12 protein-coding genes are annotated in these 15,415 nt (G+C 39.2%); 8 read left to right on the top strand and 4 right to left on the bottom strand.

From position 1 onward, the window contains the following. The first annotated feature begins 111 nt into the window (after window positions 1–111). Complete coding sequence (locus CLI64_RS11390) at window positions 112–1,275, top strand: Fic family protein (RefSeq protein ID WP_103137337.1); 1,164 nt, start codon at window positions 112–114, stop codon at window positions 1,273–1,275. Then, the gene (locus CLI64_RS30785; protein WP_157943256.1) at window positions 1,268–1,537 is read left to right on the top strand and encodes a hypothetical protein; all 270 of its coding nucleotides are present in this window, start codon (window positions 1,268–1,270) and stop codon (window positions 1,535–1,537) included. Before CLI64_RS11390 ends, CLI64_RS30785 begins: the two co-directional genes overlap by 8 nt. A gap of 61 nt (window positions 1,538–1,598) precedes the next feature. Here the strand turns inward: CLI64_RS30785 and CLI64_RS11385 are convergent, their stop codons facing one another. From CLI64_RS11385 to CLI64_RS11370, 4 genes are all read right to left on the bottom strand, one after another. Further along, the gene (locus tag CLI64_RS11385) at window positions 1,599–1,946 is read right to left on the bottom strand and encodes a hypothetical protein (RefSeq protein ID WP_103137336.1); all 348 of its coding nucleotides are present in this window, start codon (window positions 1,944–1,946) and stop codon (window positions 1,599–1,601) included. A 69-nt stretch (window positions 1,947–2,015) separates the two neighbouring features. Next, window positions 2,016–4,010: an MASE1 domain-containing protein gene (locus tag CLI64_RS11380; protein ID WP_103137335.1), complete on the bottom strand. Its 1,995-nt coding sequence runs from the start codon at window positions 4,008–4,010 to the stop codon at window positions 2,016–2,018. Between the two features lie 112 nt (window positions 4,011–4,122). Continuing rightward, window positions 4,123–5,583 carry an ABC transporter ATP-binding protein gene (locus CLI64_RS11375; RefSeq protein WP_103137334.1) on the bottom strand — a complete coding sequence of 487 codons (1,461 nt, stop codon included), beginning with the start codon at window positions 5,581–5,583 and terminating at the stop codon, window positions 4,123–4,125. 90 nt (window positions 5,584–5,673) lie between these two features. After that, window positions 5,674–6,717 carry a BMP family protein gene (locus tag CLI64_RS11370; RefSeq protein ID WP_103137333.1) on the bottom strand — a complete coding sequence of 348 codons (1,044 nt, stop codon included), beginning with the start codon at window positions 6,715–6,717 and terminating at the stop codon, window positions 5,674–5,676. A gap of 162 nt (window positions 6,718–6,879) precedes the next feature. Here CLI64_RS11370 and CLI64_RS11365 point away from each other — a divergent pair, with 162 nt between their 5' ends. From CLI64_RS11365 to asnB, 6 genes are all read left to right on the top strand, one after another. Beyond that, a complete protein-coding gene (locus tag CLI64_RS11365) occupies window positions 6,880–7,320 on the top strand; it encodes a DoxX family protein (protein WP_103140680.1) in 441 nt (146 codons plus the stop codon). 12 nt (window positions 7,321–7,332) lie between these two features. Then, window positions 7,333–7,827, top strand: coding sequence for an ureidoglycolate lyase (locus CLI64_RS11360; protein ID WP_103137332.1), 495 nt, complete (start codon window positions 7,333–7,335; stop codon window positions 7,825–7,827). 569 nt (window positions 7,828–8,396) lie between these two features. Next, window positions 8,397–10,442: a nucleoside-diphosphate sugar epimerase/dehydratase gene (locus CLI64_RS11355; RefSeq protein ID WP_103137331.1), complete on the top strand. Its 2,046-nt coding sequence runs from the start codon at window positions 8,397–8,399 to the stop codon at window positions 10,440–10,442. Between the two features lie 379 nt (window positions 10,443–10,821). Then, on the top strand, window positions 10,822–12,135 hold the full coding sequence (locus CLI64_RS11350) for an oligosaccharide flippase family protein (RefSeq protein WP_308418386.1): 1,314 nt from the start codon (window positions 10,822–10,824) through the stop codon (window positions 12,133–12,135). A 49-nt stretch (window positions 12,136–12,184) separates the two neighbouring features. After that, on the top strand, window positions 12,185–13,408 hold the full coding sequence (locus CLI64_RS11345) for an O-antigen ligase (RefSeq protein ID WP_103137330.1): 1,224 nt from the start codon (window positions 12,185–12,187) through the stop codon (window positions 13,406–13,408). 67 nt (window positions 13,409–13,475) lie between these two features. Next, window positions 13,476–15,383, top strand: coding sequence for an asparagine synthase (glutamine-hydrolyzing) (asnB, locus tag CLI64_RS11340; protein ID WP_264082499.1), 1,908 nt, complete (start codon window positions 13,476–13,478; stop codon window positions 15,381–15,383). Window positions 15,384–15,415: the final 32 nt, after the last annotated feature.

Here is a 15,415-nt window from a genome sequence, read left to right as displayed (position 1 = left end):
TGGGTATTTCTGATATAACACTTTAATTCAATCTTGCGAATTAAAAAAAAATGCCCTAAATTTTAATTCAGTTATCACAATTAAAATTTATTTATAAAATAAATATCAGACATGGACAAATCGGTCTTTACGGAGAATTGTTCAGGAAAACTTTGGGAGATATCGGTAGAGGGCAGCAAGGATTGGTCTTTTATTCCCAACCCCTTACCAGAAAATTGGGAAATGCCTATTGAAATTTGGTCGTTACTAGTTCAAGCGCGTGAGGAACTAGCGAGATTGGATGGTGTTGGCAGATATATGCCAAACTATAATTTATTGTTGCGTCCCTTGCAAAGACGAGAAGCATTGCGTTCATCTAGTCTAGAAGGGACTTATGCTACACCCCAACAACTTTTACTTTTTGAGATTGAACCCAGAGAACCACGCTCGGCAGATGATCCTGTAAATGCTTGGCAAGAAGTTTGGAACTATAACAGAGCATTGGAGCTAGGATTAAATTTATTGGAAGAGAGGCCTCTGTCTTTAAACCTTATCCGAAGTATTCATCAAGAACTTTTATCTGGAGTTCGTGGATTCCAAAGAGATCCGGGCAATTTTCGCCGTTCTCAAGTTCATATCGGTTCAGACAGACGATTTGTTCCGCCACCTCCCAACGAAATCATGCCTTGCTTGGATGCTTTGGAGAAGTACATACATCAGGAAAAAGATATAGACTCTTTGATTGTATGTTTTATGGTGCATTATCAGTTTGAAGCAATTCATCCGTTTCTTGATGGCAATGGTAGGGTAGGTAGATTATTACTTTCATTAATGATTTACGAACATTGCAAACTCAGCCAACCCTGGTTATATTTAAGTGCCTTTTTTGATCGGTATAAAGACGAATATGTCAATCTCTTGTTTGAAGTCAGTGCAGAAGGAAACTGGAAAGATTGGATTGCTTTTTGTCTGCGTGGGACTATCGAACAGTCACGAGACGCAATCAGGCGTTTTGATATGCTGCTCAACCTCCGTACTCAATACATGGAGTTGCTTTCCCAATCCAATGGAAACATTAGACTCAATCGGCTTATTGATCACCTGTTTGAATCACCAGCCATCACCATTCCACAATTAGCACAAATGTGTAACATATCTTATCCTACGGCGCGCGCTGACCTTGAAAGACTAGTAAATGTTGGGATTCTCGTAGAGTCAGATATACAGGAACGTCCAAAAATTTACTTTGCTTCGCACATTCTGGATATTGCTTACAGTGATTTTCCTAATGAGTAATGCTGAATTTCTGAGACAAAAATTACTAAATTTGATGAAAATTCTCTCGTTGCGCCTCTGCGCCTACCGCAAGCGGAACGCTTGGCGGCGAATGCGTGAGGCAAAAATAATACTTCATCCCACACAGCCAAAGTTATTTAACCCTCCCTCCACCCATCAAAAACCCAACAGCCTCAACCGTCGCCCTTTGTCCGTCCAACATCGCTACAAACTCACCCTTGTACATTACCGTGATGCGATCGCTCATCATAACTGCTGCTAACTAGCAAGTTTTGTATCGGGGTGAAATCCCGATGAAAAAACTTAACAGCGAATTGATTTAATTACTGTTGGTATGTATAAGTTATGCCATCAAGCTGCATCGTCACTACACCATTTTTTTCTTGAGGTGGCTGAGTAATTTGAAACTCCCTTTTAATCGGGCCTAAACCAATTGTCAGAGTTTTATCTGTAAAAGTTGTTGCACCACCTGTAACTGAACTATTGGAAGTCTTGAAGTCGCCACCACCATCTAGATAAATTTTGACAAACGTGCCATCCTTAGCCACCCAATTACCGGTGTAAATTTGTTGCTCTGTACTTAGGGGCGTTTTATTAGCACTACAACTAGAAACAATAGGTACAACAGCGAGAGTAGCAATTAGTGCGGGTACGGTTAATCTGTTAAACATAATATAGACTGTTCGATGATTTGCTAATATGCTCTACAGCACAGCTTCCTGCGTTTTCGGATCAAACTCTTATTTAGATTTCAGAGAAGCATCTGACGCAATTCTCTGAGCTTTTACAGGAATTTCAATCACAAACTTTGTCCCTTGTCCTAGTGTGGAGTCACACCAAAGATTACCGTTATGCTTCTGGGTGACAATTTGATAGCTGACAAATAAACCTAAGCCTGTACCTTTACCAACAGGTTTGGTAGTGAAGAAAGGATCAAATAGTTTAGAGCGAATCTCTTCGGGAATGCCTGCACCATTATCAGAAATCATAATCATCACTTGGTTAGTGTCCATTTGACGAGTCTGAATCCAGATGTTGTTGACAATATCATCAAACAAACGCCCCTGATTAGATGCTTCTAAAGCGTCAACAGCGTTGTTTAAAAGACTCATAAACACTTGATTCAGGGAGCTAGCATCACATTCAATTGGTGGTAACTCACCATAATCTTTAATTACCTGAATCTCAGGGCGATCGCTTGTCGCCTGCAATCGATGTTGTAAAATCACCAAGGTGCTGTTAATTCCTTGATGAATATCTACCGCCTTCCATTCTGCTTCATCTAAGCGCGAGAAGTTACGCAGTGATAACACAATAGTATGGATGCGCTCAGTCCCAATTTTCATGGACTGAATAATCTTGGTTAAATCTTCCTGTAAAAAATCAAGTTCCAATTTATCCAATTCTTTATGCAGGGTTTCGGGTGGGTGGGGATAGTGTTTTTGGTAAGTTTGCAATGCTCTCAACAAACCTTGGATATGCTCAGAAAGATAAATTAAGTTGCCATGAATAAAACTCACCGGATTATTTATTTCATGGGCAATTCCTGCCACCATCTGTCCTAATGCAGACATTTTTTCACTATGAAGCATTTGTAATTGAGTTTGTTTCAGGGTTTCTAGGGTTTGCTTCAGGGTTGTATTCTTTTCATTTAATTCTTCTGTTCTTTGGTTAACTCGAACTTCTAGAGTTTCATTAGTTCTAGCTAATTCGGCAAAGGCTAAACTGAGCTTGGTTTGTGCTTGTATTCGTTCTGCAATTGTTGCTGTCAGTACCAGAATTGTGAGTGTAATTACGCCAATAAAAGATTGTAGTAAAAGCAAAGATTGATTGAGATCCTCCGTCACAAAACCACCTTTGCCATTAACTGTGGCAATGACAGCGATCGCTGCCACAATAAAAGTCAACAGGGTGGCAACTGGTTGTCCCAGTCGAAAGGCAGACCAAATCAACATCGGAATCAACATATACTCCAGATGATACCCCTCACCAAAAGCAACTTTGCTCACAAGAATAACCAACCCGATGAGGATACTTGGTTCTAATACGATTAACCAGAATCTTAAAAACTGTAAGTTGCTGGGGAATTGTAGAAGATCACCCTCTGATGTTGAACCGAGAGATAACCATTGCCAGTTGGAATGTCGATTTTTTTCCCTGAATTGTCCCCAACTCAACAGAATCGGAGTCACAATAAAAATTCCCGAAACATTAGAAATCCACCAAGTTAACCAAACTGTCCAATATGCTGTCCAGGGAACTTTACCACTCAACGCCAAGGAAGCTACTCCCACAGTTGCATTGATACTTGGCCCCACCATGCCAGTTAAAAGCAAAAATTTGAATACATCTTTGACACGTTCTAAGGGATAACGATAGTTGGTAGTTTTCCGCAGTAAGACAGCACCCAACAGAGTCCCTAGCATTGTACCGATCGCAATTAAGATAACTGGTAAGGTGGAAACTACCAAGGATAAAAAACTTGTTGAATCTCGGAATGCCCAGAAATTGGCGAGAAATGAACCCACCAACACACCCCACCCCATCCAGTTACCAAACAACAAAACAGCCCCAGATGCAATCCCATCCGGTGGCCAAACTGGAGTCACATCTTGGGGTGTAGAGGCAAGATGGCGTGAAATTTCAGCCATCCCATAGTAGGCGATCGCCAAAACAACGGTTCCTCCGATTTGCCTTAGCACATCAGGAAATATCAGGGCTTTTGGTTGAATCATCCGTTTAGTGGCTGCTCGATATCAACGTTCCTTTCTATACATAGAATGCCCTTTTCTTGTAAAGTCGGAACATCGAGTAGCTAGGAAAATGGGGACTGGGGAAGCGGCATTGTCAAGAATTAATCTTTCCTCCGGCCATCAATAAACCAATCTCCTGAATTGTTGCCGTTTTTGCGTCCAAAATTCCCACAAACTCACCCTTGTACATTACCGCGATGCGATCGCTCATCGCCATCACTTCTTCTAACTCAGTAGAAATATACACAATTGCCGCACCGCGATCGCGTTCTCTCAATAGCCGTGAATGTACCGACGCGATCGCCCCCACATCTAAACCCCGTGTTGGTTGCATCGCCACAATTAAATCTGGTTCTCGCGCCAATTCTCGCGCTAACACCACCTTTTGTTGATTTCCTCCTGATAGCTGACTCACTAGAATATCTTCCCCAGTCGCCCGAATATCAAACTCTTGCATTGCAACTTGGGCATGATTTTTAATCACGGCTGATTGTAATAAAAAATAACGACAAAAAGGCAAGTTTTTAAACATCTTTAAAATCAGATTTTGGGCAATACTAAATTGCAACACCAACCCCATCTTTTGCCTATCTTCTGGTATATAACCGATAGCTTTTTCTGTAGTAATTTTCCCCTCTTTCACCCGCCGCAAACCTGTAATTGCATCAGCTAATTCCCGTTGTCCATTTCCATCTACCCCCGCAATACCCAAAATTTCCCCAGCCCGCACTTCAAAAGACACACCACCCACAGCCGTTACACCTCTATCATCCGCCACTTGCAAATTCTCCACCGACAAGACAACCTTTCCCAGTGACGCAGGTGATTTATTAACTTGCAACGTTACTTCGCGCCCCACCATCAATTCCGCTAGCTGCTGGGGTGTGACAGCTTCAGTCTGGGTATTAGCCACGACTTTTCCCCGACGTAACACGGTGACTGTATCGCAGAGATTGATTACCTCTTCTAACTTGTGACTAATAAAAATAATCGTATTTCCAGCCGCCGCCAGTTGACGCAAAATCATCATTAATGATTCCACCTCTGGAGGAGTTAAAACCGCCGTTGGTTCATCGAGAATCAATATTTTCGCTTGGCGGTAAAGCACCTTGAGAATTTCTACCCGTTGCTGTATACCTAGAGGTAAATTTTCAACCTTAACACTGGGGTCAATTTCTAAGCCATAACTCTGGGATAAAGCCGCAATTTCCTGTTGTTTTTGGCGCAGGTTTAAATGTAATGTTTTTTCTCTACCTAAAATAATATTTTCTGTAACAGTTAATTGAGGCACAAGCATGAAATGTTGGTAAATCATGCCAATTCCTAATTTAATTGCTGCATTGGTTGAAGTTATCTTGACTAGTTGATGGTTGAGATAAATTTGACCAGCATCAGGTTGATATAGACCACTAATAATATTCATTAAAGTAGTCTTACCTGCGCCATTTTCACCCAGAATTGCGTGAATCTTACCAGTATCAACGCTCAGACTAATGTTGTCATTAGCGACAAATGAGCCAAAACACTTAGTAATGCTTTCTAATCGTAAAGACATTTCATTAATTGGATATAAATATTCTGGTTTGTAGTCAGCACTTTAGTGCTGATAAAATAAGGACTAAAGTCCTTACTACTAACTATTTATTCATGATTTCTTCGCACAACGGGTATTTTTACCCGCTTCTTGACAATCTTCAAAATAAATTTTCTTAGCAATAATCTCTTGTTTAACTTTGAGAGCATCTTGCTTAATTTTTTCTGGTACGACTGCACCGAAATTACCTAATTTTAATATGTCTGGTCTTTCCAACCCGACTGTATAAATCTGTCCCTTAATTTGCTTTTTTCGTGCTACTTCTGCTAAATAAGCTATAGCAACATCTAACCTTTTCACAGCACTAGTTAACACCGCTTTTGGCGCAATATCTAACTGGTCTTTGGTATTCCCAAAAGCATAAACACCTTTATCACTTGCTGCTTGCAAAACTGCGGGGGAAGCACTATCTAACCACTGATAAATCACATCAGCACCAGCAGAAATTAAAGCTAATGTCGCTTCCTTGGCTTTCGCCACATCATTCCAATCGCCTGTAAATGTAGAAGTAATTTTAATCTCAGGTTTGACTGATTTCGCCCCTAATTCAAAACCTCTCAATTCTTCCTGGGTAGCGGGAAATTCTTGTCCGGCGATGTAGGCTAATTGATTTGATTTGGTCATCGCTGCGGCAATAATACCGCACAGATAACTACCTTGTAGATGATCTATTCGCAAGGATGCAATATTTTCACCTTTGAGATTACCATTCACACCCACAAAAAAAGTATTAGGAAATTGTGCGGCGATTTGTTCAATAGCAGCGTCAAATTGTCCACCGTGGGCGAATACCAAATTATAACCCTTACGGGCAAAGTCTGATAAAGCTTCCGTTTGATCAGCTTGGGCGACTTGTTCCACATAGGCGACTTCTGCACCTAGCTTTTGTTTAGCCAGGTTTACCCCTTCATAACCAGACTGATTCCACGCTTGATCAGTGATGACTCCAGGGAGTGCGATCGCTATTTTAAATCCTCCGTCGCCAGTCTTCGCAACTGGGGTTGTTGATTGGCTACAAGCTTTTAGTAGTAGGCTGGTAGCAACAGTAGCAGAACCATACAGGACGAATCGACGGCGAGTAAAATTGAGCGTCATAAACTAACCTGAAAATTATAAAGTCATTTTGTTACTCAACTACTCTAAAGTCGTAAGTGTTTTTTGGGAAGATATATCCTCATTTTCCCACTGCTGAGTGAGGACAGGCTGATATTAGTGCGTCAAACTAGAGCCGTAGAAATTAACAATCAGCCGCAACCCATGAACAAGCACAAAGAACTCTTACGCGTCATTTTGGCTATATCTCTGATCATAGTTGGTATTACACATTTTGCTATCCCCGCACCCTATGTAAAAATTATGCCACCACAACTTCCTTACCCGTTGGAGTTAGTTTATCTGAGTGGCTTTTATGAAATACTGGGTGGTATTGGTTTATTAGTCCCGCCTGTTAGTCAAGCTGCGGCTTGGGGATTAATTGCATTATTTATTGCAGTTTTCCCAGCAAATATTAACCAAGCCATAAATCATATTAAAATTGAAAACATACCTTATTCTGATTCAAATTTGTTTCAGGTAATTAGACTTCCCTTACAAGCAGTGTTTATTGCTTGGGCTTGGTGGTACACAAAACCTAGTGACAGAGAAAAACAAGCTTCTCTCATTCCTAAGTCAATAATTCCTAGAGAATTGCAATGGTAATCATAGAGTGATATGAATAAAACAAAAACAGTAGAAAAATTACAAGCACAATGGATTAGCCCAGAGAATTTTCAACGTTATGGGCAAGTCATTTTTCCTAGTCGTGATGGTAAAACTTTTGATAATGAAGACGCTCAATTAAACTTACAAAATGGCACACCGCGTTTTTATATTATGCACCTACAAAAGCGCGGACGAAAGTTTCATAAAATCACTCGTCATTTGCAGTGTACACAATGTTTAGGTTCTCTAGAGGGGAAGGATTGGCTCATGGCTGTTTGTCCTCCCTATAATGATTTAGTTGAGCCAGTGTTGGCAGAAATTGCCGCTTTTCGCATTCCTGGTAATTGTTTTATTAAGTTAAATGCGGGAACTTGGCACGCTGGGCCATATTTTGAGCATGATTTTGTAGATTTTTATAACTTAGAATTGGCTGATACCAATGTGGTAGATCATTTCACTCATGACTTTTTGCAAAGTCATCAATTGGAGTTTGAGATGATTTAAATACTATCTATCAAGTAAATCTTGAGATCACAAGACGACATAACATAATATAGCACAATAATTATCTCTGCCAGCTTTTCTGGCAATAACTGGTCTAAGCTTTCTCTGTCTCAATCTTGAGACAGGCTTTTATTTATATTGGTGATACACCTCCTCAAGTGTCCCCTTTGTCAATACTCTGGAAGCTGAATCATTGTGTTTACATTCTGTGCCAAACTGGCGAGACTTAATTAGTAATCAACTGTTATAAAAATAATGTCTTAAATTAAGTCTGACACATTTTTTATATCTAAGGGTCGTAATAGACAAAATTAGCGCGATATAGCTAATGAGAAGAATAAGTCAAATATAATTGCCAGTACATATATCTAACAATCCCGTTTTATTTGAGAAAAACTTACTATCTATAAATAGCTGCTCTACCTGACAAAATCGCGATCAAGTAGTGACATACAGATATTGCAAAAATCAAATATGAAACCTATAGATAGTAGATGAGAAGGTTCATGTGAAGCTTATTCTTTTCCCAAGCTATAAATAACTATCAACCATTAGTAATTTGTGGCAAAATGAGTAATCTATTTTTAAAATTACATCGGCACTTGCAAAAATATTTTCGTGGCTCTCATCAAGGCTTGCTGAATTTTAGGAACAAATATTTAATTATTCTTGATGCGGTTATCTTTGCTAATACGCCATTATTAGCATTGTTCCTGACTGCTGATAGCAAAATAGGGTTGCAAACCTATATATTTGACTTAGGCAGAGTCACAATAGTTTTTTTAATAGTCAAAATAGTTGTATTGTGGAATTTACGCTTTTATAACCTTTACTGGCGATACGCAAGCATTGAAGAGTTAATCAATTTGAGCTTTTCTATGGGTATTACGGTAGTTATTCAAAAATTAATCTTTTATAATTTAGATTTTCTGCCGTATTTTATTGCAGCTAAATTACCACCATCATTGCCCTTAGTGGATGGCTTACTTGCTTTTTTTCTTGTAGGTGGAGTACGTTTTAGTATTCGGATTTTAGAGAGGATTAATCAAAAGTATATAGGATTTTCTTTGCAAGAGCGTGTACTGATTATAGGTGCGGGTAATGCAGGCATTAGACTTGTAGAAGAAATGCAAAGAAATCCACAACTTGGTTTCAATCCTATTGCATTTATTGATGATGATCCGCGTAAACTACACGCCAAGATTCGCGGCATTTCAGTAGTAGGCGATCGCTACACTATTCCTGATGTTATACAATCATTACAAATTCAGAAAGTTATCATAGCTATGCCGACAGTTGCAGGTACAGTTATTCGAGAAATTGTAGATATTTGCAAAGCAACTGGTATCCAAACTAGCACTTTACCAGGAATACATGAAATCCTTAATGGTCGCGTCAGAGTAGACAGCATTCGAGACGTAAGAATTGAAGACTTACTAAGACGTGAACCAATACAAACAGATATTGAACAGGTATCCCAATTTCTCAAAGGTAAAGCCGTACTAATTACAGGTGCAGGTGGCTCAATTGGTAGCGAAATTTGCCGTCAAATTTGTAAATGTCGTCCTGCCGAAATCATGCTCATAGGACATGGAGAAAATTCTGTTTTCAATATTCATCAAGAATTAGAACAGTTAATCAAAATACTCAAAGAAGATGGCAAAGCTCAAGGATACACACCGCGTATACATACCTTCATCGCTGATATTCGGTTTCAAGAGCGACTTAAACACGCCTTTGAAAAATTTCGACCTGATGTAATTTTTCACGCAGCCGCACATAAACACGTTCCTTTAATGGAATTAAATTCCCCAGAAGCCATTACTAATAATGTGCTAGGTACAAAAAACCTCTTGGATATGGCATTAAAATATGATGTTCAAAATTTCGTGATGATTTCCACAGATAAAGCCGTCAATCCTACTAACATTATGGGGGCTAGTAAAAGAGTCGCAGAAATGTTAGTTCTACAGGCTGCCAAAGATAGTGGTAAATCTTATGTCGCTGTACGTTTTGGTAATGTTTTAGGTAGTCGTGGCAGTGTAGTACCTACCTTTAAAAAACAAATTACGGCTGGTGGGCCAATAACAGTCACTCATCCAGATATCTGCCGCTATTTTATGACTATTCCAGAAGCGGTGCAATTAGTTTTACAGGCAGCAGTGTTAGGTCGTGGTGGTGAAGTGTTAATGCTAAATATGGGTGAACCTGTAAAAATTGTAGACTTGGCTAAGGAACTCATTAAATTATCAGGATATGAAGTTTATAAAGACATTGACATAGTATTTACCGGTTTAAGACCAGGAGAAAAACTATTTGAGGAACTGTTTATTGAGGGAGAAGAATATGAAAAAACTGAGCATGAGAAGTTGTTTGTTGTCAAAAATGCTAGTAAAATCTTGCCCCATAAATTATCTATGAATGTAGAGTTATTATGCGTGGCGGCTGCTAGAAATGATGTCAAATCAATCATGTTGTTATTACAAGAATTAGTTTCAGGTTACAAAGTTAAAACTTCTGAAAATAATTTTGTATCAAATGTAAAAACCAGTAACTATTCAACTTCAAATTCACCAGAAACTTTATTAACCAAAGCCGAAGTACAAGGCGTTTAAACCAATTCGCAATAGGCTACGTCCCGCTTTGCTCTAAGCGCAGCTATGCCCTAGGCTTTATACCAATTCAAAATTCAAAATTAAGAAATTGAGACTCAGCAAAGCTCTTGACGTTTACATCTGAATCAAATTTTTTGTGAATTGGTATTAGTCCCGCTACGCTAACGCTTTTTCCGTGTTGTAAGGGGGATTTAAAAAGAGCCACAACACTTGCGCCTTGATAGAAGCTGAGGACGTAACCCTGGATTTCTCAACAATTCATGCAACCTCATTCCAGAGTCAGTAGGGGCGGATTGAGCGAAATCTTCGTGAATAATCCGAGTATATCTGCGAACCCGCCCCTACTGTTTGTGAGAAATGCAGGGTAAACCCCTAAATTTTGTTACATCGTGAGCAACAAAAAGGATTAGTTTTACAGCAGTATATGTCAGAAAATCAACCCATAACTCTACGACGTAACTTTTCTTGGACATTCATTGGTAATGCGGTTTACGCAGCTTGTCAATGGGGAATGTTGGTAGTCATGGCTAAATTCGGTAGTCCAGAGATGGTAGGACAGTTTAGCTTGGGACTGGCGGTCACGACACCTATCATTATGTTTACAAATCTGCAATTACGTGTCATTCAAGCCACCGATGCTAAAAAACAATATCTTTTCAGTGATTACTTGGGCTTGAGGCTACTGTCAACAGCTGTGGCATTAGTGATAATTACAAGCATTAGTTTCTCAGGATTATATCGCGGTGAAATATCCGCAATTATCTTATTGATTGCTGTGGCTAGAGCATTTGAATGTATTAGTGATGTCTTGTATGGACTCGTCCAGCAACAAGAACGGATGGATAGAATTGGGATATCACAGATTATTAAAGGTGTTTTATCACTACTATTTCTATATTTAGGATTGTATTTCACCGGACAATTAGTGTGGGGTGTGACGGGGTTAATTCTTGCTTGGGCTTTTGTTTTACTAACCTACGATATTCCTAGTGGCATATTGTTGCTCAAGGATAAGACGAGATTAAAACCAAGGCTGTATATCAAAACTGTTGGGAAGTTAATAAAACTCTGTCTACCCTTGGGGTTAGTCATGATGCTAATTGCATTTAATAGCAACATACCTCGTTATTTTATTGAATACCATTTAGGAGAGCGTGAACTGGGCTTATTTGCCCCGATTGCATACATCACCTATGCAGGACAAACTCTAGAAGGAGCATTAGAACAATCTACTAGCTCTCGACTGGCTCAATATTACATGAATGGACAAACAAAGGCCTTCATAAATTTGCTTTTGAAGTTAATTAGCTTGGGTTTATTCATAGGTGTAATTGCTACTGCTATGGCCACAGTGGGAGGAAAATTAATTCTGAGTTTGTTGTACACCGCAGACTATGTGAAATATTCCGAAATCTTTGTTTGGTTTATGGTAATCATGACAGTTGAATATGTTGCCTCTTTCCTCTGTTATGGTTTGATTGCGGCTCGTTACTTACGAGTGCAAGTACCTGTATTGCTCACCGTTACTGCTACCTCGTTCATTAGCTGCCTTTGGTTAGTACCACTCTATGGAGTTAAAGGAGCAGTAGTTTCCATACTGATTGCTAGTATTGTTAGAGCCATTATCAGCGCATTAGTGATATTACACGCTATCAACAAGCTGACTACTGTGAAGCCTTTTTACAGAAATTAAAGCCAAAAATATTCAAATTGATATTGACGAATAGATTGAGAAAGTAGTCATGAAAAATTTTGAAATTTGGTGGTTATCAATAGGGATTATCTTAACAAGTGCCACTCAAATGAGGCTAAGTAGCTTGCCGATTGGGGTAGGTGAAGTCATGTTATGTATTTGGATGCTATTTTCAATTGTCAAAATATTGATTGTCAAGCAGCACTTAATTACACCAACTTTAAAATATATTTGCTTGTTTTGGATGGTGGGTTTAGCTTCTCTTACCTTTGGTTTATCAATAGCAGACTCCAGGAATTTAACATCTACTACTTGGTATCATGACTATTTTGCCTTTGGCTTTTTATTTGTTTTTTCAATATGTCTGACTAATTCTCATTTTTTCTACTCGCAAATACACCAGATGCTTGATTATGCAGTGAGTTTTTCTATATTAGTCTTATCAACTATATTTTTATTTCCATCTTCTATATCGTTTTTAACACCTTGGTATGAAGGCGTGAGATTTCTGGGTTGGTCTCAAAATCCCAATCAGTTAGCCTTGTTATTAAGTGCAGTACCATTTTTGTCTATACATCTTTTTCTAACTAATAGCAATGTTTTCGCAAGATTAAAATTTTTAATTTTAATTATTTTGTGCTTAATTATAGGTATAGCAACACAATCGGATGCGTTAATTTTTGCATGGATGATTGGATTTACTGTAACTATCCTTCTAAATTTATATTCATGGCTCAATCACAAAATTTTATCGCGACGTTATATAAAATCAGAAATCAAAGTTATTTGGCTATTGATTATAGCCGTATTATTAGCTATTGCTTTATTAATTTTTACAGAAATTAGCTATCAAGGAATATATAGTGCTTCTGCCAATGTATACGATGAAGGTGGTCAAGGCAGCTTAAGAGTAACATTATGGAAAAATGGCTTAACAGCAATTTCTGCCTCACCTTTATTCGGTCTTGGCCCTGGCGCACATTCAGGTAGTACCGCCCCTTTTTTGGATTTTGAAGCACACAATACTTTTATAGATTGGGGTAGTAGTTCTGGTATTTTGGGAATAATCGCCTATATTGCAATACTAGGATGGATAGCTTGGCAAGTGTGGAATAAGCAATCATTTATCCTTTTAAGTGCCATTGTAGCATTGATAGTATTTAGTAGCTTTCATTATGTATTAAGGCATCCAATTTTTTGGTTTTATTTACTAGGAATCAATTCTTTAACTGTTCAAAATCACAGAAGTAGATATCAAATATCTCAAAACTAATTTATATAGCAAGAGAGTAGTGTGATCAATGTGTGGAATAACTGGTTTTTTTAGTGTTGAAAGACAAATGTCTGCTGACGAGATTGGTAATATAGTCGAAAATATGTGTCAATCTCTAATTCATCGTGGCCCTGATGATAGCGGAATTTGGATAGATGGAGAGGTTGGTATTGCCATCGGACACCGAAGACTTTCCATAGTAGACCTTTCACCCGAAGGACATCAACCGATGATATCGTTTGATGGTCGGTATGTGATTGTTTTCAATGGAGAAATTTATAATTTCCTGGAGTTAAAAAAGCAGTTACAACAACTGGGATATAAATTTCGGGGTCATTCTGACACGGAGGTGATGTTATCTAGTTTCTGTGAATGGGGTGTTTTAGAAGCTACCAAACGGTTTAATGGAATGTTTGCTTTTGCTTTATGGGATCGTCAAGAACAGGTTTTACACTTGGGACGCGATCGCCTGGGTGAAAAGCCCTTATATTATGGGTGGTGCGGTAATACTTTTATGTTTGCCTCAGAATTGAAAGCCCTCAAAGCCCATCCCCACTTTCAAGCAGAAATCAACCGCGATGCTTTGGCTTTATTCTTACGTTTTTCCTACATTCCTACACCCTATTCAATCTATCAAGGCATCTATAAATTACCACCTGCAACTCTCTTAAGTTGCCATGAGAAAACAAGTAATTCCCAACCTATACCCTATTGGTCTGCAAAAACTGTTGTAGAATCGGGTGTTGCTTCTCCCTTCCCAGGTTCAGAAGCAGAAGCCATAGTACATTTAGAGGCACTACTAAAGGACGCAGTCAAAATGCGAATGCTTGCAGATGTGCCTTTAGGTGCTTTTTTGTCGGGGGGGGTAGACTCTTCGACAATTGTCGCTTTGATGCAAGTTCAAAGTCCGCAACCAGTGAAAACATTCAGCATTGGTTTTCACGAACAAGATTACAATGAGGCTCAATATGCTAAAACTATCGCCCAGCATTTGGGTACAGACCATACAGAGTTTTATGTCACCTCCCAAGAAGCACTAGCAGTTATACCCAAACTACCCAATTTATATGATGAGCCATTTGCCGATGCTTCCCAACTGCCAACCTTTTTAGTATCTCAACTAGCTAGAAATCATGTCACCGTCACTCTTTCTGGTGATGGAGGTGATGAATTATTTGCTGGATATAACAGCTATGTTTGGGGACGCAGTATTTGGCAAAAGATAGGTTGGATACCGAAAACAGTTCGTCATTCCCTAGCCAAAGCATTAACCAGCGTTTCCCCCCAGACTTGGAATCGAGGTTTTGCGGCTGTAGATGCAATTTTGCCAGCAAAACTTAAACTAGCAGGTTCCGGCGATAAATTACATAAGTTAGCCAGCATCTTAGGAGTTCCTCACCCCGATGCTATGTATGCCAATTTGGTATCCCATTGGCCAGCACCAGAGGCAGTGGTCATTGGTAGTTGTGAACTCAGCACCGTGTTGAACAATCCCAAATTGTGGGCAAATTTATCAGATTTCACAGAACGCATGATGTATTGGGACTTAATTAGCTATTTACCGGATGACATCTTAGTAAAAGTAGATCGTGCCAGTATGGGCGTTAGCTTGGAAAGTCGTGTGCCTTATCTAGACCATCGTGTTGTAGAATTTGCTTGGCAAATTCCCTTGTCAATGAAAATACGTAGTCATCAAGGTAAATGGTTATTACGGCAAGTTTTGTATAAATACGTACCCCAAGCATTAATTGAGCGGCCAAAAATGGGATTTGATATGCCGATTGATAGCTGGTTACGTGGGTCTTTACGGGAATGGGCAGAAAATTTGCTAGATGAGTCTCGATTGCGAACCGAAGGATATCTGCATCCTCGACCGATTCGGCAGAAGTGGGAGGAACATCAAAGAGGCGATCGCAATTGGCAGTCCTATCTGTGGGATGTATTGATGTTTCAAGCATGGTTAGAAGTTAGCTAATCATAACAAAGAGAGTTGCATCAGAGGATGGG

The organism is Nostoc sp. CENA543, assembly GCF_002896875.1.
In the GTDB taxonomy this organism is placed as follows: Bacteria; Cyanobacteriota; Cyanobacteriia; order Cyanobacteriales; family Nostocaceae; genus Trichormus.
Note: the sequence above shows the minus strand (reverse complement) of the source record. Positions and strands in the feature narration are given on the sequence as shown.

Excerpts from the sequence above, each read along its gene's own strand:
- CLI64_RS11375 (WP_103137334.1), bottom strand. The coding sequence starts at position 5,583 with ATGTCTTTACGATTAGAAAGCATTACTAAGTGTTTTGGCTCATTTGTC.
- CLI64_RS11360 (WP_103137332.1), top strand. The coding sequence starts at position 7,333 with ATGAATAAAACAAAAACAGTAGAAAAATTACAAGCACAATGGATTAGC.
- CLI64_RS11345 (WP_103137330.1), top strand. The coding sequence starts at position 12,185 with ATGAAAAATTTTGAAATTTGGTGGTTATCAATAGGGATTATCTTAACA.
- CLI64_RS11365 (WP_103140680.1), top strand. The coding sequence starts at position 6,880 with ATGAACAAGCACAAAGAACTCTTACGCGTCATTTTGGCTATATCTCTG.
- CLI64_RS11370 (WP_103137333.1), bottom strand. The coding sequence starts at position 6,717 with ATGACGCTCAATTTTACTCGCCGTCGATTCGTCCTGTATGGTTCTGCT.
- CLI64_RS30785 (WP_157943256.1), top strand. The coding sequence starts at position 1,268 with ATGAGTAATGCTGAATTTCTGAGACAAAAATTACTAAATTTGATGAAA.
- CLI64_RS11355 (WP_103137331.1), top strand. The coding sequence starts at position 8,397 with ATGAGTAATCTATTTTTAAAATTACATCGGCACTTGCAAAAATATTTT.
- asnB (WP_264082499.1), top strand. The coding sequence starts at position 13,476 with ATGTCTGCTGACGAGATTGGTAATATAGTCGAAAATATGTGTCAATCT.
- CLI64_RS11390 (WP_103137337.1), top strand. The coding sequence starts at position 112 with ATGGACAAATCGGTCTTTACGGAGAATTGTTCAGGAAAACTTTGGGAG.
- CLI64_RS11385 (WP_103137336.1), bottom strand. The coding sequence starts at position 1,946 with ATGTTTAACAGATTAACCGTACCCGCACTAATTGCTACTCTCGCTGTT.
- CLI64_RS11380 (WP_103137335.1), bottom strand. The coding sequence starts at position 4,010 with ATGATTCAACCAAAAGCCCTGATATTTCCTGATGTGCTAAGGCAAATC.